We start from the raw sequence: 19697 nt of genomic DNA, 5'->3' as shown, positions 1-19697 counted from the left end.
GTATGGAAGATGTTAAGCAATTAATGCGTCATCACTATCTCAAGTATGCATCGTATGTGATTTTAGATAGAGCGATCCCGCATGTGACGGATGGGTTAAAACCTGTCCAAAGGCGTATCTTGCACACGTTGTGGTCAATGGATGATGGCAAGCTCCATAAAGTCGCCAATGTCGCTGGGCAGACCATGGCTTACCATCCTCATGGAGATGCCCCCATTGTAGAAGCTCTCGTTAATATGGCTAATCGAGGCTATCTCTTAGAGCAGCAAGGAAACTTTGGGAATATTTTTACAGGAGACCCCGCCGCCGCAGCGCGTTATATTGAAACGCGCTTAGCTGCCCTTGCAAAAGAGACTCTCTTTAATCCTGATCTGACTGCTTATGTGCCATCTTACGATGGGAGGCACCAAGAGCCGATCGTTTTGCCGGCCAAAATCCCCCTTTTACTGATGCAAGGAGCGAGTGGGATTGCGGTAGGAATGTCAACTTCCGTTCTTCCCCACAATTTTGGCGAGCTTTTAGAGGCGGAAATTGCCATTTTAGAAGGACGCGATTTCTCTGTTTTTCCCGATTTTCCCACCGGTGGAATTATGGATGCCTCTGATTACAATCAAGGGCGAGGCAAGGTCAAACTGCGTGCAAAAATTGAGGTACGGGATTCAAAAACATTAGTCATTACGGAAATATGTTACGGAACGACAACAGAATCTTTAATCCGCTCGATTGATGAAGCTGCCAAGCGCGGAAAAATTAAAATCGACGCGATTAACGATTACACGGCAGAAAAAGTAGAAATAGAAATTAAGCTGCCTCGCGGACAATACGCGGAAGAATTGATTCAGGCCCTTTACGCTTATACAGAATGTGAAGTCACCATTCATTCTCAAATTGTGGTGATTAAAGACGATTTACCGTGGGAAACAGACGTTGCTTCTATTTTGCACTTGCACACAGAAAAATTGCAGGAGTATCTGCGCATAGAATTAGAGTTAGAACGGGACAGATTAAAGGAAAAGATCTTTGCCAAGACTCTCGAACAAATTTTTATCGAGAATCGCCTGTATAAGAACATTGAGAATGCCGATTCCTATGAAAAAGTGCACGAGACCATTGAAAAGGGGCTCTTTCCTTTTCATGCCCAGCTTTCCCGCATTCCCCATTACCAGGATAGGGAAGGCTTACTCAGCATTCCCATTAGAAGAATTTCTAAATTTGATTTAGAAAAAAATCAGTCGGAAATTCATGCCCTCGCGAAGCAACTAGGGGAAGTGGAAAAGCAATTAAAAAATGTTAAAAAATTTGCCATTAATTATTTGAGAAAGCTTTTAGCAAAGTATGCAAAAGATTTTCCCCGCCGAACCGAAATGACCGCAATTGAAGAAATTAACATGCGCGCCATTGAGACTCGACAAATGGCCATTGGCTTTGATCCCACCACAGGGTTTTTAGGGACTAAGGTAACGGGAAAGCTCTCTTTTGAATGTACGAATTTTGATAAGGTGTTAATTTTGTTTGATGACGGCACCTATACGGTCATCAATATTCCCGAAAAACAATACTTGCATACAGATAAGAAGAAAGTGGTATATGTGGGATGTGCCGATAAAAAAACAGTCATGAATGTATTAGTGAAAGACCCTAAAACTCACTTCTGCTTTGCTAAACGTTTTATTATTTCGCAATTTATCTTAGATAAAGTTTATCGTTATTTTGATGAAGAGTTAGAATTGCAATTTATTTCGACCAAACCTAATGTAAAATTAGAGATCCAATTTATCCCTAAGTTGAAACAAAAGGTTTCTAAAATGGAATTTGATTTTAATGAAACGTTAGTGAAAGGGGTCAATTCAAAAGGAATAAGAATTGCAAATCGGGGGGTCAAAAAAGTTTTGGTAGGTAAAAATGAAGGAACAACCTAGCCATGAAAAAAATTAGGTGGGCACCAACCCCTAAAAACAGTCATTTAGTGGTTTGGGTGGATGAGGAAGAGTGGAAAACTATTCACACTGCTGTTTGGGGGCATAAACCCCACCTTCCTCAAGAGTGCTTAACGATTTCCCTTTTTGAAGAGCAATTTTATGCATTAGAATATCAGGCAACTAAGCAATATGTCTTGCGTAAGTTGGCTGTGCGCGGTTATTTTACTCAAGAGTTAGAACAGACTTTAAGGAAACTTTTGGTCAGTGCCCCCACTATCAGCCGCGTAATCGAGGAGATGACTCAGAAAGGCTACTTAGATGATCAATTGCATGGGGCGCAGTGGATAAAATCACAAGCTACCAAGAAATGGGGCCCTCACATGATTGCCCAAAAGCTTAAAGCTAAAGGGGTGGTAATTGAAGGCTTGCCCGACCTTTTTGAATCCTTGTATGGGCTTGATGAACGTAAAAAACAAATTCAACGCTTACTAGCCAAGCAGGCTCTTAAGCGAGATTTATCGGATTACTCACAGAGGCAAAAAGCTATCGCTTCTCTCGTGCGCAAAGGATTTAGCCCAGCTGAAATTCTCCATGTGCTGGAAGCCGACTTTATCCAATAATTTTTTTGGCTGTTTGGCGTCTTGCTCTCAAAAGCTGCCCATATAACATTGGATCTTCCTCCTTGACGTATTCATCAAGAGGGGGCCTTGGGTTGCAGATCTCGTCTGGTAGTCAAAAATTCCCAGTTTAGCGTCTAGGTCTGCTCCAGCTTCAAGTAAAATTCTGACGACCGTTGATCGACGTAAACCTTGTAGTTTTTGAACAGCTGCCACTAGTAAGTTTGTCGTTATTCCTTTTCCTTCCTCATAAAAAATGACAGGAGTATGGATAGAGTTATATTTTTTAAATCTCATGAGATTATACTTAAAATTTGGCGTAGAGGGATGGTGATTATCTCTAACACGAGTCTTTTATAAATTAAAGAGCCGATCCTATCGAGAGGCTCATCGGTGTACCTTATCGCTATACTTTTAAGGTCGCGGCTCCTCTTAAGCTCAGCTCTTGCATGAGAATCAGAGCTTTGGCGGGGTCTGAAATATCGAGGATAGCAGTCGCAAGTAAGGGAATTAAATCTTTTTTGCTTGGAACAGGAGGGCTTTTCCTAAATAGGAGTTTATTTAATCCCTCTTCAGGCAGCGAATCGATGATTTTTTTATCTCAGCAAGAGAACACAGATTTAAAACCCCTAATCCTTTTTTTTAAAACTTGCCGGAAAGTTTATCGTGGAAAACCGGGTAAAAAAAATTCAATGATTTTTTTGTTGGTAGGCTTTATTTTTTTACGAAAGAATTTCCTTGAATTTTTTTGAGAATTTTATTCCCTTGCGACTCTACAGGATGTGACTCATCATCTTTTTCATTGTGATCGCAACTTTTGTTATTTCGCAATCATGAAAGGAATCATTTTTCCCAAGAACTTGCGGAGGCAGCGTTAAATTTTCCCTAGAAAAGTGGCTACTTTTAAAGTGCTTCCATCTTTCCCTATCACCAGAAAATTTTTATCAAAAGCCTTTGATTGCAAGATATTTAAATTTGTAGCGGAACTCATAAATTGTCGTAAGATGGAATAAAGATCGAATGAAGGTTAACGCTTTTTTAATTTAGTTAAATACCTAATAAAAACAAAAAAATTCTGTGGTTAAAGTTGCCAAAAAGAGAGTTTTTTATTGAAAAGGCTGATTGATTCGCAAAAAGTTAAATGTTAAATTTAAAGAGTGAATAAAGAAAAAGTTAATTGACTGTGCCAACCTGCCTTATTAAATCCAAGCGTTTAAATCCCTCTTTTGTTACCTCAACCTTAACCGGTTTAATAAAGAAATTCTCAAATTTTCCCTTTCATAAGGGGAGCTTTTTTGCTCTTATAGCCTTCCTTATCACCCTTTCCTGAAACACTCGATTGTAGATACGCTTAAATTTAGGCAGAGATATCCGCTTACTTTCAAAATAAAATAATACCATATCCTTATAGTTTGTGAACTAAAGCTTAGGGGGTAGCTCCCTTGAAAAGTTTTATAGCGGGTTACCAATTCAAATAAATTGTTTACTTAGTTTATAATAAAAATTAGTTGAAAAATCAGAATTTTATTATAATTTAAATAGGCAAGTTATGAATTCTTTACCAAGTGTTAGTAATAATAACCAACCTACAAATAATTCTTCCCCTCAAACAAAAAAAGTCGGTAACACTCAAAATAAAATCTTAGAAAAAATCGCAAAAAAGCTCGTTAAATGGAAAAAAAATCGACCATTGGGTTTAGTTTCAACTGTGGTGACTTCATTTATTTCGGAAAAGCTTTCAAGTTTAGTAAATAAAATTATAAAATTATCTAATCTAGTTTTTAATAGAAAGATTCCAAATCAAAATAAGTTACTCTTAAGCCAAGAAAAAATAGATAAAAGCAAAAATGCTTGGTTTATGAATCTGGCTCTTATTCGAGAAGCGGCTGATTCTGCAGAGTTGACAGAAGAGCAAAAAAAACAGATTCAGTTTCTAGCCTCCAATTATTTAGCTAAAACTGCTCCTATTCATCTAAAAATAATGCGCACATTTTTTAGAAAATTGGCCTTTTTATTTCAAGTGAGCGGCACCCCGAATGAGCACGATTATTACCATCGATTTTCTTTGCGCAAATTAATCCATTTAGGGGCAAGTATAAACTTGAGACTTGCTTATGGAGAGGAAAGTCCTTTCATTTTAACGGATACCACCGAGTTTCAACATTTGCTTCCCTTAAAGTTTCACGTCATAGAGAAAATACACCCCGACTCAGATTCAATTTTAACGGGGTTAGTTAAACATTTTGGGGCCAGCGGTAAAAAGGCCCTAGGGGCTCCCATGTCGTGCCCTTTCCTTTTTGACCTCAGTGCGACACTGGGACAAAAGATTGAAACCGCCAGAAATAAGCAAAAAGAAACAACTTTTAGGAGAGAATTTGGCCTATTTAAATCCGAACTTAATGCCGCCATTGGGCAGGCCGTTGATAAGTTAATTTTACAAAAGCCCGAACTCGCAAGGCATCGATCTAAATTGATAAAATTTGTGAAAAAAAATTCCACCTGCATATGCCGTACTCAGGTAGATCGGGTGGCAGGCATAAAAGTTCTTCCTTTATTTTCTAAAATTCAAAGATTCCGGGCTTTAAAAATGCACCATGCCCTTGCTGATTTTGTTATTTCAACGGGCATTGGAATGGGAGCGGTGAGCTTACGTAAGGAGATGCCTAATAGCTTGGAGCAGCATAAAAAGGTCAGCTATGCTGCTAAAGCGTCAAATCCTTCTCCTTTCGTACGCTTTTATCCTCAAATTCATACTTTTACAGAAGCAGCTTTTTATCAACGATTTTCAGCTATTTTTGGATCTATTTCTGCTACGGCCCCTTTAGAGAAACAAATAGGGATAAGCGCAGAAGATCTTCGTCTTAGAAAAGCCGACATTGCTAAACACCCTCACACGCTACTACTCGGTAAGGCAACCATGGACTTACTCACAGGCTTATTAAGCCAGATAGAGGGGACTCACTGGGAAGAAGTTCATCAGCATGCGACTTATTCCCAAATTATACAAGCTTCTTTGTTTAAGATTCGGGAGTCCTTAGCAACGGCAGAGCTTCATCTAGATAAATTCAACCAATTTGCACAACAAATGGAGCTTATTCACGCTGAACTAGCAACTCTTCTGGAAATTTTTCGGCCCTACCAACCAAGCGCATTTAGCGATATTTTTAAAGAGGCACTTCGTCCCACAATTCCTGAGAACTTGCAGGAATATGTGCATGTAGGGCTAGGAAAAACCGCTGTAAATTTATGCGCGGGAATTAATGAAGCCGTGTGGCACATCAATCCTGCGCCCCATTGCGTCTACAGCAAGGGTTTTTACTTTGAGCAAGCTGCCTTTGTGGGGTATGAGAACCAATTTGAAAAAATAAGGGAAGAGGATTCTTCTCCCCCCGTGGATTTATATTTTGGGCAATTTAATCCCAATATTGAAATAGCCTCTAATTTTGTTGGCTATGAACGGCGCGATGTAGCAAAGGATATACGCGCCCTGCTTGTTAGTGGAAAAGCTGCCCCTCAGCTAACTGTAGCGATTGATTGTACAATTGATAAATACGACTCTGAAAATGTCCGCGACCTCTTGCAACAGTTCGAAAAAGAAATCGAGGCGGGAAGCTTAAATTTTGTATTTTTCAGGAGTGGTCAAAAATTTGATATGCTTGGCATGGACAACTATTTTGGAGCCCCTTTTTACGCTGTCAATAATGGGTCCGAAAAATGGAAGCCTTTCAATAGGCTTCCCACACGAGAGGTCCACCAAACGGATATTTTAAGCTGCCAATGGTTTTGTTTGGCAAATCAATACGCTACTACAGTTCTTTCGCAGTATCGAAAACTTATTTTTGATAATACTCGACAAATCTTGAACCATATCCCAGAAAAATTAAAACCTGGCAATCCTCTCAACCCCAAGCAGCGTCTTAGAATCAATACCGCTTCTGAGGACATGGATGCCTGTTTCATTGATATCAAAGTTTTAGGATTAGGCCATAAAGCGCGTAGTATAGAGCTACTAGGCAGGTTCTATGAAAAAATGATTTCGAAGGGGATCAAGCTACAGACGCGCGCGACTTTTGGCTTATATCACCCCAATGCTTTAATTATTTCTGTCAATGAGGTAGAAGATTCAAGTACTATTCGGCTCCATCCCGGTTTAAATCCTGAAGAAAATGCGGTCTTTATTGAATACTTTGAGAGCTTAGCCTAACTAAAAAGAGAAAAGCCAAGTGCTTTTCCCGTAAAGCGCTAGGCTTTAAGTTGGGTGCAATGGTTAATCTCTCAAAACGCCCTCTAGGCCTTTTCATCCTTTCGCATTAGGAGGAGAGCAGCGCAGGCTGCTTAGCTTTTCCCCTTCTTTTTGGTTTGTGGGATAGATTCATTTCCCGTAAATAAAATCCTGTCAAAGAAGTGGGATGGTCGGCGATTTTTTCGGGAGTTCCTACTCCTATAATTTCTCCCCCTTTTTCTCCAGCTTCTGGACCAAGATCAATGATGTAATCGCTATTCTGGATGAAATCCAGGTGGTGTTCAATCACGACCAACGTATTTCCTTTGTCCACAAGTTTGTGTAAAACTTTTAATAATTTTTCAATGTCGTCGCTGTGCAGTCCCGTTGTGGGCTCATCTAAGAGATATAAAGTTTTGCCAGTTGAACGTTTAGCAAGCTCGCGACTTAGCTTAATACGTTGAGCTTCTCCTCCCGATAAGGTGACCATTTCTTGCCCTAATTGCAAATAGCCTAGTCCCACTGAAATAAGGGTATCTAAAATGCGGACAATGCGAGGGTGGTTCTCAAAAGCGAGGCGAGCTTCGTCTACCGTCATTTGGAGATATTGACCCAAATTTTTTCCGTTATAGGACACTTCTAAGCTGATCGGATTCAATCTCAATCCTTTACATTCTTCACAGACTACTTGAACGGCTGGTAGAAAATGCATTTCGACTCGCCGATAGCCAAGGCCCCAGCAAGCTGTGCACATGCCTTTGCGATGATTATAGCTGAAGTGCTTAGGCTGTAATCCCTTAGATCTTGCTAAGGGCAAGGATGCAAAAAATTCTCGGATGCGTGTTAAGACGTCCACATAGGTACAGACATCTGAGCGGATAGTATGGCCAATCGGGTTTTGATCAATCGAAATCATTTTATCAAAATTTGCAATCCCGGAGACGGTGGCTCCCGGCAGTGCGACCACATCTGTTTTTAAAAGCCCTTTTTCAAAGGCGGGAACTAGAATTTGGCCCAAAAGGGTAGATTTGCCTGACCCTGAAACTCCCGTTAAACAGGTAAATACTCCTTTGGGGATTTTTACCGAAATATTTTTCAAGTTGTGCAGAGTCGCCTTTTTGATAGAAATGCCTTCTTCTAAGACAACTTTGCGCCGTTTCTTAGGGATAGGAATCGTTTTAACCCCCGATAGGTAAGCTCCAGTCAACGATTGGGGATCGTGTAAGATTTCTTGATAGGTGCCGCGCGCTGTCACATGCCCCCCATGTTCTCCAGATTGAGGGCCAAAATCGAGAATGTAATCGGCTTTTTGAATGGAGCGCGCATCGTGTTCAACCATCAAGAGAGTGTTCCCTAAATTTTTAAGGTCTTGCAAAGCTTGGTTTAGCCGATCGCTATCTCGAGGATGTAAGCCAATAGTAGGTTCATCCAGTACGTACAGTACGCCAGTCAACCCACTTCCTAATTGGCGGGCTAAACGAATTCTTTGGGCCTCTCCGCCGCTTAAGGTGGGAGCACGCCTTTCAAGCGCCAGATAGTGCAAGCCAACTTGGCAGAGAAAGCGCAGCCGATTTAAAAGCTGGGTTTTAACCTCGTCTAGAAGCTTCGATTCTTCTTGTTTAAGGGAAAGCTGGTTGATGAATTGCAAAGTTTGCTCGATCGGTTGTTGGCAAACTTGATGGATATTTAATCCATTGAGGGTGACGTGCCTGGCTAATGGGGTAATGCGCGACCCTCCACAGGATGGGCATTCATATTCATCCAACAAAGGGATCACTCCATCTTTAAGCTCCCCTTTTCCATGTTTGCCCACTTTTGAAAGCACGTGATCAATTCCTGGCCAGCGGTAAGTCAGGGGAAGTTTGCCTTTAGAGGCGAGCGTATAAAGTGCCTCGGATCCTTTCATTAAAAGTTGTAATTGTTCGGCAGGAAGCTGGTTAAGGGGGCAATAAGGATCGATCTGTTCCTCAGATAGGAATTTTTCTAAAAAGCTTAAGGCAGAATGAGTGGTGTTTTCTCCCCATAGCCAGTGCATAAGGCCTTCTACAGAATGATTCATGACCTCATTTTTTTGAGCGAGATTAGCCCCATACTGATATCCTAAGCCTTGGCAATCTAGACACATTCCTTCGGCAGTGTTAAAGGCGAAGGTGTGAGGGGTAATTTCTGGATACGATTTTCCTGTTTTTTCAACCGCAAAAGAGAGGTTGAAAAGCTCGTCCCCTTTTTCGTGCATCACAACTAACTTTCCTCCTCCTTTTTCTGAGGCATTTTCGATAGCTTCTAAAAGGCGTTGTCGAATGGTAGGGGAGACTTTAAGTCGGTCGATGACTAGATAAAGCTCATTTTTTCGTTTTCGATCAAAAGGGATGGCGGCGGGGTCTATATCTAATTCATAAAATTCCCCATTTAAACGAATCCGGACAAAACCTTGTCTATTTAAGCGGGTGATCACGTCCGTAAATTTTTCGTTTTTTCGAAGTTCTATGGGGGCCAAGATTTGAATTTTTTCATCTAATGGGTAATTCAAAATGCGATCTGCCACATGATCTTTACTGATGGCTTTAATCACTTCGCCTGTTTCAGGGCAATGGGGAATGCCGAGGCGGGCAAACAGAATGCGGAGATAATCGTAAATTTCGGTCATGGTCCCCACGGTACTGCGGGGATTTCCGGCATGTGATTTTTGTTCAATGGCAATTGCGGGAGAAAGACCTTCCGCATGCTGAACTTTAGGTTTAGGCATTTGTTTGACAAATTGGCGGGCATACGGGGAAAGAGATTCAATGTATCTTCTTTGCCCTTCTGCGTAAATGGTGTCGAAAGCCAGCGAGCTTTTTCCTGATCCTGAGGGGCCGGTACAAACCGTTAATTTTTCACGTGGAATTGCCACATCCACAAGTTTCAAGTTGTTTTGTTCCGCACCTACTACCGTAATAGAGTGAATGGTTTCGGTAGAGGAGTCAGGTTTTAACTGTTTTTTCTTTTGATGCTTATTTGCTAAAATCTCCTCAGCCTTTTTTGCAAAGGAATGCTCAAGGGCAGTCCGAATTGCAAGGCCTGTGGGGGTATCTTGCTTTGCAATTTTTTCGGGAGTTCCTGTGGCGACGATTCTTCCACCTTCTGAGCCTCCTTCTGGGCCAATATCGATAATCCAATCTGCCGTTTTGATCACGTCTGTATTATGCTCGATCACTAAAACGGTGTTTTGACGTTCGACGAGCTCATGTAAGACTTCTAACAAGTGGTTAATATCGTGAAAATGCAATCCTGTGGTAGGTTCATCAAAAATATAAAGGGTTTTGCCTGTAGAGGGTCTTACAAGCTCTTTAGCCAGCTTAATGCGTTGAGCTTCCCCTCCAGAAAGGGTTGTAGAGGATTGCCCGAGCTTAATGTATTCCATCCCCACTTTTTGCAACATTTCTAGTTTGTGTTTAATGGAAGGAATGTTTGTAAAAAAAGCTAAAGCTTGGGAGACATCCATTTCTAGGATGTCGTAAATGTTTTTTCCTTTGTAGAAAACCGACAGAGTCTCATGATCGAAGCGTTTCCCTTTACACTGCTCACATTCTACCCAGGCGTCGTCAAGAAAATCCATATCCACTTTAACAAGGCCCATCCCCCCACAATTTAAACAAGAGCCTTCCCGTACATTAAAGCTGAAGCGCCCCGGCTTATACCCGCGTGCTTGGCTTTCGGGTAGCATGCTAAAGAGATCCCGAATTTCATCAAAAACTTTAACATAAGTGGCTGGATTGGAGCGAGGATTGCGTCCAATAGGGGATTGATCAATGGCAATCACTTTATCGATCGCCTCAATTCCTTGGATCCCTTTGTGGGTCCCTACCCGGTGATCGCCACCATGGAGATGATTAGACAAAGCGGGATAGAGAATATCGGTAATGAGAGAAGATTTACCCGAACCTGAGACCCCTGTCACTGCAATAAAAACGCCGAGTGGAATCTTGGCATCCACATTTTTCAAATTATGATGGGTGGCTCCTTGGATTTCTAAGCACTCTTTTTGGGGCTTGCGCCTTTTTTTAGGAATAAAAATCTGCTTACGGCCAGAAAGGTAGGCTCCCGTTAGAGAAACAGGGTGGGTCAAAAGGGCAGTTAAATCCCCATCCACCACAATTTCACCCCCTAAAACACCCGGACCTGGACCAAAATCCAAAATATGGTCGGCCGCCCAAATGGTCTCTTCGTCGTGTTCAACCACGATAACTGTATTGCCCAGGTCACGCAAATGCTTGAGGGTGGCGATAAGTTTGGTGTTGTCGCGGGGATGAAGACCGATAGAGGGTTCATCGAGAATGTAGGTGATCCCGACCAAGCCGCATCCAATTTGAGAGGCAAGTCTAACACGTTGGGCTTCTCCTCCAGAAAGGGTGGGAGCCGTACGATCGAGAGTCAAATAGTGCAATCCAACTTCCATTAAGAAATGAAGCCTTTCTTGAATTTCTTTCAGTAATTCGCCGGCAATTAAAGTTTCCTGCTTGGTGAGCTGGAGGCTTGCAAAAAAGTGGGCGCACTGCGCAATGGTCATCGCTGACAGTTCCGAAATCCTTTTCCCGTTTAGCTCTGTTGCCGCTGGGTAAGGTTTTAAGCGCTGTCCTTGGCATTCAGGGCAAACTTGCTGTTGCATGAGTTTTTGCATTTTCTTTTGATAGGTGTCACTTTTAGCCTCTGTGTAACGGGTGTGTGCTTCGTGCAAAACTCCTTTCCATTGGATTCTATCTACCCAGCTATAGCCTGTGACTGGGTGGACAAACTGCATCTTAGTCCATTTTTTTTCTGTTCCATATAAAAATATTTTTTTTGCTTTTTCGCTTAATTTAGCCCAAGGAGTATGCACGCTGAACCCAAACTGCTCAGCCAGGTTGTTATAAATGTTGCCGTAGCGGACAGTTTGATAAGAGCTGCCTATCGAACAGCAATCTTCAGCGATGCTCAAAGCAGGATTAATGATCAGCTCTAGATTATATTCCACCACAGTGCCAAGTCCACTACATCTCGGGCACATGCCAGCTGGGCTATTGAAAGAAAAGTCATGCGGTTCTAATGAATGATAGGAAAGCCCCGATTTAGGAGAATAGGCATGCATGGAAAAAAATTGCTCATCCTCTCCGTTTGCGCTTAAAGCAATGCATTCCCCTTGGCTGAGATTAAGCGCATGAGTAACCGATTCTGCAATGCGCGAGTGATTTTCCGATTTAACTTCAATCCGATCCACCACAATGTCGATGTCATGAGCAACAGAACCATCTAAGGTGATATTATCTTCCAAACTCACAACTTGCCCATCCACTCTTACTCGCATAAAACCTTTGCGCAATAAATCCTGGAAGTCTTCTTTAAACTCCGCCTTTTTCCCTCGCGCAAAAGGAGACAGGATGAGCAGCTTAGTCCCTTCAGGCATTGTTTGGATGGTTTTAATGATTCGTTCTTTACTTTGAGGAGAGACAACTTCTCCGCTCTCAGGGCAATGGGGAATCCCAATGCGCGCATAAAGGACGCGAAGATAATCGTACACTTCTGTCATGGTCCCAACTGTAGAGCGAGGATTACGCCCGGCAGTTTTCTGCTCGATGGAAATCGTGGGAGAAATCCCGGAGGCATGCTCGAGATCGGGCTTTGCCATATCGCCTAATTGTCGCCTGGCAAAGGTAGAAAGGGATTCAATGTAGCGGCGCTGCCCTTCGACGTACAAAGTGTCAAACGCTAAAGAAGATTTGCCAGATCCTGATACGCCTGTGAGGACAACCAGCTGGTTGGGATTAATTGTTAGATCCACCGATTTAAGGTTGTGGACCTTAACCTTTTTTAAAATAATTTGGCGATTATTCACTTTTTTTATTTATTAGGTGGAGTGGATTGCTGTTTTGTAAAAATGAAACTTCGGTAAAAAACCGTAAATTCGTATAGCAATTTTATACGATATCCGCTAAATCTGGCAAGCTTTGCGGAAAAAAATATTAAAGCTCATTTTAAAGGGATAAAAACTTTTATTTGTCAAAAATATTCTCTTGTTTCTGAGCCATTTCGGAAAAAGAATTTTGAGATGTTTTGGAGGAAAGAGTCTGGGGTTTAGCAAGACAGCCTGAAAAGGGGCTAACAGCTTATTTCATGGTTGGCGCTGCCATGCATTTAGATGGAGGGAAGCTGTTACAAACAAACATCTCTTTTTTGCAAATTAGGAGAGCGGTATAAAAGTAGCAATCTGGAAGAGCCGGCTACTCAATCTGCTATTTCCGAGACTTTTTTATCCCCAGACGTATGGGAAGATACTTTAATGGATGCGGCTGAGTTCTCCCATTGCTCCCTAGCTTGAATATGAAGTTCTTGTAAAAGCAATTTGAAGGCCAGTTGTTGCTCAGCTTTATGAGTATTTAATAGGTGAATAGTTTTTCTCATTTCTTCTGATTCCCACGCATTTAATTTTTCTTGCATGCGCGCTGGCAAATGTTCGTGTAAAAGAATTTGTTGGGTCTTTCGCTTAATTTTCTCCCATTTTTCTTCTAAATGGTGTCCTTGAATCTCTAGATGGCTTCCAATCAATACCACTTTTCCTTTTTCAGCAAATGTAGTTGAAATAGCCACAGGGACATGGGACTCATATTCCAGTAATATTTTGGCTGCATTTTGATTAGGAATATGAAAGCCAAGAGCGTGATTGGAAAAGATGGCAAACGGCTTTTTTATCTCCTCTGATGCTACCCACTTAACAGCCGTAGCGCGGTGGTGAAGCGGCGAAGAGGGATCGGGATTGGAATGGCTAAAAAGAGGGCCAAAGCAATTTCCTTTAAGTAATCCTAAATATTTTGGCGAATAAAGCTGGGAATTTTTAGAAGGAGGGGATTCTAAGCTCGTATGGAGGCAGGTCCCTTCGGCCGCTATTCCCGCTCCGGCACAAGCGCCGAAATAATTTCCGCCGAGAGCGACAAACTTCCGAATGCGTTGAACCTCCTGCATGGTCAAACCATCTAAAATTTTTAAAACGTGACCTCCAGGCACTACCAGGGTCTTCCCATAGCAATCTAATAAGGGCAGTTGGGAAATCTGTTTAAGGTATTTCACTTGATAATGAGAAGCTGCCGTGTTTTCAAATTTATTCCCTATTCTTTGCGCACAAAGCCGATCTATCCCTGGACCGTGGTAGATAAAAATTTCACCAGAATCAATCGGGCAATTGGAAATGTTCATGGGAATTCTTTTTTTAAAAAGAGGAAAAGGCCAAATTCAGCATGCTTTGAGTCTCACTTTCAAAAAGAGGGTCGAGAAGCAACAGCTCCTGCATTTCAGTATATTTGTTCAAGCAAGGGGTAACAAATAAGCCTTTGGCTGATTCAAAAGCTGGACTGGGGGAGGAGAAGTTAAAAGTTAATTCAATTTCTTTTTGTTGCACAATCAGTTTTTCTTCTTCAAGTTGCCGGATGAATGCGAGAATCTCTTGTTCAACTGTTTGGGGGATCTCCTCATAGCAGACATAGAGATCTTGCAAGATTTGCTGGGCAGAAGCTCCTTCCATCAGGTGAGCCCATATAAAGGTGCCTACCAGATCGAGGCTATAATAAGTCCCTGTTTCCAGATGCACGATAACAGCCTCCTCATCTAAAATTTGGTAGTTCACGCCTGGCTGGTTTAGCTTATATCGCCGAGATAGGCCCATAAGAAATCTCTCTCCATTTTTTCGTTCTCGCAATTTCAAAATAATCACAACTTCATTGAGATCGTGCTAGGTTTGTAAATGTTACAGAATTTTTTTTCAATCTTTTTAATTTAGTGGGAGAGAGGAGAAAATTTTAAATGCTAAAAAGTTGTTAAAAAACAGCACAAACTTGACACAGTTTTATTTTAAGAAAAAAGCAGGTGAAGGGAAGGTGAATCGGAAGAGGAGGGATTTGAACCCCCGGTACTATTGCTAGTACATCTGTTTTCGAAACAGACGCAATCGGCCACTCTGCCACTCTTCCAAGAACCAATCAGTTTGCCACAATTCCATAAGAGAAATCAAGCTGTTTCATGTGACAAGTTAGAAGGCTACAAAATGGCTATCGGTTTGACATCCGAATTTAAGTTTTATTTAATAATTTTTTTATTTTAAGCTGCTTTTTATAAATTATAACTTAAACATGCGGGGCTTAAGACCATCTGCTAGAATTACCGTATTTTTGTAATTGTTTTTTTAGGACATACGTGCATTCTTGCTCTCCTATTAATTTTTAGAAGTAGGCATTTGGCTATCTAAAAATCTAGTGGTTTTTATGGTGGCTAATGAGTAAAGATCATGAATGCCTGGCTGCTAAGGGGCGAACTTGCTTCGTAGGTTTTATTTTATCTTGTTAATAGTACTAGGGAAAGGTAGCCTTTATCCTCAAATACTTCCCTAAAAACCTTGTCGATTAGAATAGAAAAGGATTTTCTATTGTTCATATTGCCAGCTGAAATCATATAAGCTAACAGTTTTCCTTTACCATTGTTAGCCCGAGATAGTTTAAAGGTGCAAAAATAAACGGGAGAAGATTTTTCCTCGCTTTGCTATCCCTTTAAATACCTTTTTAGCAGCTGAGATCAGAAGCTTTTTTACCCCGTTATGCTAGATTAAAGCGGCAGGGGAGATGCAAAGTAAATTGAAGAAGAACTCTTTACCTGTGAAGCTCACCGGATTGTCCGGTTTTATGCCCTCTTAAATCGGCGCCGCTTAGAAGCTGAGCAAGACGCCTCAGCTACTTTTAAGGTGGAGGACATTCAATGGGCTTATGAGAAAATTCTAAGCAAAATGGAATAGCCACATTAATCGGCTTGGGATATTTTAAGTGGAATAGCTTCTGTTTTAAGTAATTCTACTTCGATTTGTTTTTTTGCTTCAGTCAACGTGATCTCTCCTTGAATAAATTGGATTTGAATGCGATCGATGCTTGCAGCAAAATGAGGATGTTGTAAACGATAGAGCTGGTAATTGGCAAGCCCTTGAATCACCGCATTGAAAGAATAGTTCTCCCGAATATAAGCTCCCAGTGTTTTAGCCTCTTGAACGATTTTTGGAGAAAAGGGGAACAATTGGGCAAAGGCATTAGAAGTATACAGTTTAGCTGACAGGTATTGATGAAGCTCTGAGTCTAAACCTAGTTTTTCTTCCACTAGCTTAAGTAAATTAGCAGCTAGGCTAACTTTATGAGGGGACTTTTCATAAAAAGGAATTTTTCCGTAGGAAAGAGCTGCGGCGAGAGAATTATCGCCAGTGCATCCGACTAAGGGGGCACTTAATTGGACTAAAATTTTGAAGTCTTTAGGCGAAAGGGGCCCCACGTCTATGATTCTTAAGACGAGCCCTTTATCTAGTACGCTTAGGGATGACTCTTTTAAGCCATTTTCCTCATACACTATTACTTTTACACAAGCGATGTTGTGTTTAATCAATTGGGCTCTTTCACCTTTAAGTTTGCTGAGAAGGGGAGCTAAATTTCCCTTACAAGGAAAGCAGATATCGAGCAGTTTTAGTTGAGGTTGAAGTTTAGCAAAAGCGGCCGCATCGAAAATAAAATGTACGGCTTGATTTAAGCTAGTCATGTAACAGAAAAAAAGATGGTGTTGGGAGAGATAGGCTTCGATTGCTTCTGGGCTGGGGTGCTCACTTCCAAATAAAAAGGATTTAAGGATTTTATTTTCCAGCATTTCCCATTTAAAAGCTTTATCACTTAAAGTAAATATCCCATAGCTTGTCGAGCCTAAACCCATGACTAGGGAATGTTTCCAGTGTGGGTAGCCTCCTGAATGGCCGGGGGTGGAAGGATCGTCGTCGTATTCATAAATATTGACTCCTTTTTCTTTATGCTGAGCGGCAAGATGATCTAACTTCCAGGGAATACTGATAGGGCCTGAAATCCATAGCGCGGCTTTTTGAATTTTTTGGAGGGTTTTTTCCTCAAAAGAGGGGCTCCCTTAGGAGATTTGATAGGAGCAACGGTTTATTTTGGGTGGAGGCAGCTGTCCTGTGTGAATGGGAGTGCAACTCACAATTAAATGAATTTGACGTTGGGGAAATTTTTTATGAAGCTGCTTAACAAGGGAAAGCATATGAAAGTAATCCCCTTTGCCGTCAGGAAATACGCCACCTGAGACAATGATTTCTCCTTGTCCAGGAACAGGGGCGTGTCTTTGAAAAATCTGAAATAAAACCTTATATAGCTCTCGATTTTTTTGCTTAGAATGGATAAAAAGTTGATAGGGGTCGAGGGTGTTATTTAGATACTGGATATTCATATTTTTTTTGTAATGGTTTGTTTTAAAAAATATTAGGTTATTTGGTGTTTATAAATAAAGATATACTAATTTATTTACAGTGGCTAAAATGCATATTCTAGTTTTAAATGTGGGATCGAGTAGCATTAAAGCTGCGCTATTCAAGAAAGGAGAGGAAGGCCTTGAAACCCGATGGAAGGGGACTTTGGCGCGCCGAAAAGAGAATGTTTTTATTCTTAAGTTGACTCAAGAAGGGGGTTCGCACGAAGAGCCGATTGAACTCTCTTCCCTGTATGAGGGGGTAAAACCTCTTTTGGAAAACCTATGGGCAGGAAAGAGTCCCCTTTTGCATCACCCTGCAGAGATTTCCAGGGTGGGCCATCGCATTGTGCATGGGGGAGAGAAGCTTTTAAAACCTACGGTGATCACGGCAGAGGTAAAAAAAGAGATCGAGTCCCTTTGCTCGATAGCTCCCCTACATAATCCCCCTGGATTGCAGGGGATTGAAGCGGCGCAAAAACTTTTCCCCACAAGTCTCCATATTGCCGTTTTTGATACTTCCTTCCATCAAACCATGAGCGAAGCTGTTTATACCTATCCAGGTCCTTATGAATGGAGAGAGCAGGGGATTCGCCGCTATGGCTTCCATGGAATTAGTCATGGATATTGCGCCGCTAAAGCCCGAGAAATGTTGCATCCTTTTCCTGCCGAAAAAATGATTTGTTGCCATCTTGGCAACGGTTGCTCGGTAACAGCTATCCATCAAGGGCGCAGTGTGGTCAACTCGATGGGTTTTACGCCCCTTGAAGGCTTGATGATGGGAAGTCGAAGCGGTTCAGTTGATCCTGCCATTCTTTTGCATTTATTGCGCTATAATAAGGCTTCAATCGATTCCTTGGATCATTTGCTTAACTACGACTCGGGATTAAAGGGAATTAGTGGAGAGAGTGGCGATATGCAATGGATTGTCCAGCAAAACGACGCAGGTCATTCGCGAGCCAAATTGGCTTTTGAGATGTTTATTTATCATCTAAAATTTTATATCGGAGCATTTACGACTATTCTAGAGGGCTTGGATGCCCTAGTTTTTACAGGGGGAATTGGGGAAAACGCCATACGGGTTCGCGAAGAAACGTGCAAAGGGCTTGCATTTTTAGGGATTCATTTAGACCAAAAAGCGAATCACAATTGCATCCCCAACCAAGATGTGGCAAAAAAAGATTCTCCCGTTCGAATTCTCGTCATTCATACCCAAGAAGAGCTCGCGATTGCGGAGGCTTGCCTAAGCATGGAAAGTTAGTTTTACCACACATTCGACATGGGCTGTTTGAGGGAACATGTCAAAAGGGGTCACCTGTTCGATCCGATAGCCGTGCTTGACAAGGATTTTCAGATCTCGGGCCAACGTCGCAGGATCGCAGGACATATAAAGAATGGTTTCAGGTTTAACTGTTTTTAGACGGTCTAACAAGCTCTCTTCACACCCTTTTCTGGGAGGGTTTAGAAAGACCACATCGAGAGCTTTAAGAGATTGAATTTTTGACTCTGCCTGATCGCAATAAAAAGTGACGTTCGAAATTTGATTCAGCTGAGCATTGGCAACCGCATCTTCAATTGCTTGCGGAACGCATTCAATCCCTATGCATTCTTTAGCATGCTCTGCTGCGATTAAAGTCATGGTTCCCACCCCGCAAAATGCATCTAAAAAAGTTTTGGTTTTGTCTAAATTTGCAAGCGATAACACATGCTGATAAATGGCTTCAGCTTGCGCAGGGTTCACTTGAAAGAAGGCGGAAGGAGAGATATGAAAATAGCGGTTGCAAATTATCTCTTGAATGTAGGGTTTCCCAGCTAAAGTTTGCCACTCAGCTCCCAAAATCACGTTATCCCGTTTCCGATTGATATTTTGCACCACCCCCTTGACTTGTGGGCATGCTTGCATGATCTCATCTGCTAAAGTTTGCAGGGCAGGGCTTTTTTCAGGGGAAGTGACAAGAATCACCAGGCTTTCTGAGGTCTTCAGCGCACTTTTAATGAGCAAATGTCTCAAAATTCCTTGGCCTGTTTTTTCATCATACGGAGCGATAGGGGCTTGCTTCAAAAGCTGGGTTATGGCTTGGTAAACAGTTTCCCCTTGTCCGCAATGAATGAGGCAGTGATCGACAGGGATGACTGTATGGGAATTTCGCGCATAAAGCCCAACGGTAACTCCATTCGGTTTTAATATGACAGGGAGTTGGATTTTATTCCGATAGCCCAATTCATAAGGGGAGGAGACACAAGGATCAACCTCAACGTTTTTTAAATGGCCGATTCTTTCTAGCGCATTGCGTACGATTTGCTGTTTCATTTCAAGCTGTTTTGGATAGCTCAAATGCATCACTTGGCAACCCCCACATTGGTTAAAAATCGGGCAACGGGGCTGTAATCGATCGGGCGAGGAATGGAGGACTTTTAAAAGCTTTCCCCGCCCATAGTTTTTCTTTAGCTCTGTAATTTGCACGCGGACAGTTTCTTTAGGCAGAGCACCCTCTATAAAAAAAGTTAATCCCTCGTAAGAACCAACCCCCTCTCCATAAGAACCAAGCGAGCGTATAAAAAGATCGATCTGTTGGTGAAGTTGCAAATGCATATTCTCTAAATTTTTAAAATTCATTTCATTATATCATTAATAAGGGACGTTTGGCAAGAAGC

11 protein-coding genes, 1 tRNA gene and 1 pseudogene are annotated in these 19697 nt (G+C 41.7%); 4 read left to right on the top strand and 9 right to left on the bottom strand.

The window, feature by feature from the left end; translation table 11 throughout:
- Nucleotides 1–2 precede the first annotated feature (2 nt).
- On the top strand, nt 3–1919 hold the full coding sequence (locus tag PARA125_RS07635) for a DNA topoisomerase IV subunit A (protein WP_213158264.1): 1917 nt from the start codon (nt 3–5) through the stop codon (nt 1917–1919).
- A gap of 2 nt (nt 1920–1921) precedes the next feature.
- Nucleotides 1922–2539 (top strand): regulatory protein RecX, encoded by a 618-nt coding sequence (locus tag PARA125_RS07630; protein ID WP_213158263.1) that lies wholly within the window; start codon nt 1922–1924, stop codon nt 2537–2539.
- A 27-nt stretch (nt 2540–2566) separates the two neighbouring features.
- Here the strand turns inward: PARA125_RS07630 and PARA125_RS07625 are convergent, their stop codons facing one another.
- A complete protein-coding gene (locus tag PARA125_RS07625; protein WP_213158262.1) occupies nt 2567–2833 on the bottom strand; it encodes a hypothetical protein in 267 nt (88 codons plus the stop codon).
- Between the two features lie 1252 nt (nt 2834–4085).
- Between PARA125_RS07625 and PARA125_RS07620 the strand changes: the two genes are divergently transcribed.
- Nucleotides 4086–6740, top strand: coding sequence for a hypothetical protein (locus PARA125_RS07620; protein ID WP_249274264.1), 2655 nt, complete (start codon nt 4086–4088; stop codon nt 6738–6740).
- A 106-nt stretch (nt 6741–6846) separates the two neighbouring features.
- On the opposite strand, the gene uvrA is transcribed toward PARA125_RS07620, so the two are convergent.
- From uvrA to PARA125_RS09835, 7 genes and pseudogenes are all read right to left on the bottom strand, one after another.
- On the bottom strand, nt 6847–12609 hold the full coding sequence (gene uvrA / locus PARA125_RS10005; protein WP_349305704.1) for an excinuclease ABC subunit UvrA: 5763 nt from the start codon (nt 12607–12609) through the stop codon (nt 6847–6849).
- A 389-nt stretch (nt 12610–12998) separates the two neighbouring features.
- Nucleotides 12999–13964, bottom strand: coding sequence for a BPL-N domain-containing protein (locus tag PARA125_RS07610; protein WP_213158261.1), 966 nt, complete (start codon nt 13962–13964; stop codon nt 12999–13001).
- Nucleotides 13965–13977: 13 nt separating this feature from the next.
- Entirely contained in the window at nt 13978–14430 is a 453-nt protein-coding gene (locus tag PARA125_RS07605) for a PqqD family protein (RefSeq protein WP_213158259.1), read from the bottom strand.
- Nucleotides 14431–14647: 217 nt separating this feature from the next.
- Nucleotides 14648–14734 (bottom strand) — tRNA-Ser (locus PARA125_RS07600).
- Nucleotides 14735–15095: 361 nt separating this feature from the next.
- Nucleotides 15096–15278: pseudogene (locus PARA125_RS10185) on the bottom strand (transposase); the annotation flags it as partial.
- A 276-nt stretch (nt 15279–15554) separates the two neighbouring features.
- Entirely contained in the window at nt 15555–16499 is a 945-nt protein-coding gene (locus PARA125_RS07590) for a hypothetical protein (RefSeq protein WP_249274263.1), read from the bottom strand.
- Nucleotides 16500–16703: 204 nt separating this feature from the next.
- Entirely contained in the window at nt 16704–17024 is a 321-nt protein-coding gene (locus PARA125_RS09835) for a hypothetical protein (RefSeq protein ID WP_249274262.1), read from the bottom strand.
- Nucleotides 17025–17112: 88 nt separating this feature from the next.
- Here PARA125_RS09835 and PARA125_RS07585 point away from each other — a divergent pair, with 88 nt between their 5' ends.
- Complete coding sequence (locus PARA125_RS07585) at nt 17113–18303, top strand: acetate/propionate family kinase (RefSeq protein ID WP_213158257.1); 1191 nt, start codon at nt 17113–17115, stop codon at nt 18301–18303.
- Here PARA125_RS07585 and rlmD read toward each other — a convergent pair.
- Nucleotides 18286–19659, bottom strand: coding sequence for a 23S rRNA (uracil(1939)-C(5))-methyltransferase RlmD (gene rlmD, locus PARA125_RS07580; RefSeq protein WP_249274261.1), 1374 nt, complete (start codon nt 19657–19659; stop codon nt 18286–18288). The two genes, PARA125_RS07585 and rlmD, sit on opposite strands and share 18 nt — an antisense overlap.
- Between the last annotated feature and the right edge of the window lie 38 nt (nt 19660–19697).

This window comes from Parachlamydia sp. AcF125 (assembly GCF_018342475.1).
Lineage (GTDB): Bacteria > Chlamydiota > Chlamydiia > Chlamydiales > Parachlamydiaceae > Parachlamydia.
This window is presented reverse-complemented; position numbering and strand designations above follow the sequence as displayed.

Bases quoted from the DNA above. Each gene is read 5' to 3' on its own strand.
- PARA125_RS07635 (WP_213158264.1), top strand. From the start codon at position 3: ATGGAAGATGTTAAGCAATTAATGCGTCATCACTATCTCAAGTATGCA.
- PARA125_RS07630 (WP_213158263.1), top strand. From the start codon at position 1,922: ATGAAAAAAATTAGGTGGGCACCAACCCCTAAAAACAGTCATTTAGTG.
- PARA125_RS07625 (WP_213158262.1), bottom strand. From the start codon at position 2,833: ATGAGATTTAAAAAATATAACTCTATCCATACTCCTGTCATTTTTTAT.
- PARA125_RS07620 (WP_249274264.1), top strand. From the start codon at position 4,086: ATGAATTCTTTACCAAGTGTTAGTAATAATAACCAACCTACAAATAAT.
- PARA125_RS07610 (WP_213158261.1), bottom strand. From the start codon at position 13,964: ATGAACATTTCCAATTGCCCGATTGATTCTGGTGAAATTTTTATCTAC.
- PARA125_RS07605 (WP_213158259.1), bottom strand. From the start codon at position 14,430: ATGGGCCTATCTCGGCGATATAAGCTAAACCAGCCAGGCGTGAACTAC.
- PARA125_RS07590 (WP_249274263.1), bottom strand. From the start codon at position 16,499: ATGGGTTTAGGCTCGACAAGCTATGGGATATTTACTTTAAGTGATAAA.
- PARA125_RS09835 (WP_249274262.1), bottom strand. From the start codon at position 17,024: ATGAATATCCAGTATCTAAATAACACCCTCGACCCCTATCAACTTTTT.
- PARA125_RS07585 (WP_213158257.1), top strand. From the start codon at position 17,113: ATGCATATTCTAGTTTTAAATGTGGGATCGAGTAGCATTAAAGCTGCG.
- rlmD (WP_249274261.1), bottom strand. From the start codon at position 19,659: ATGAATTTTAAAAATTTAGAGAATATGCATTTGCAACTTCACCAACAG.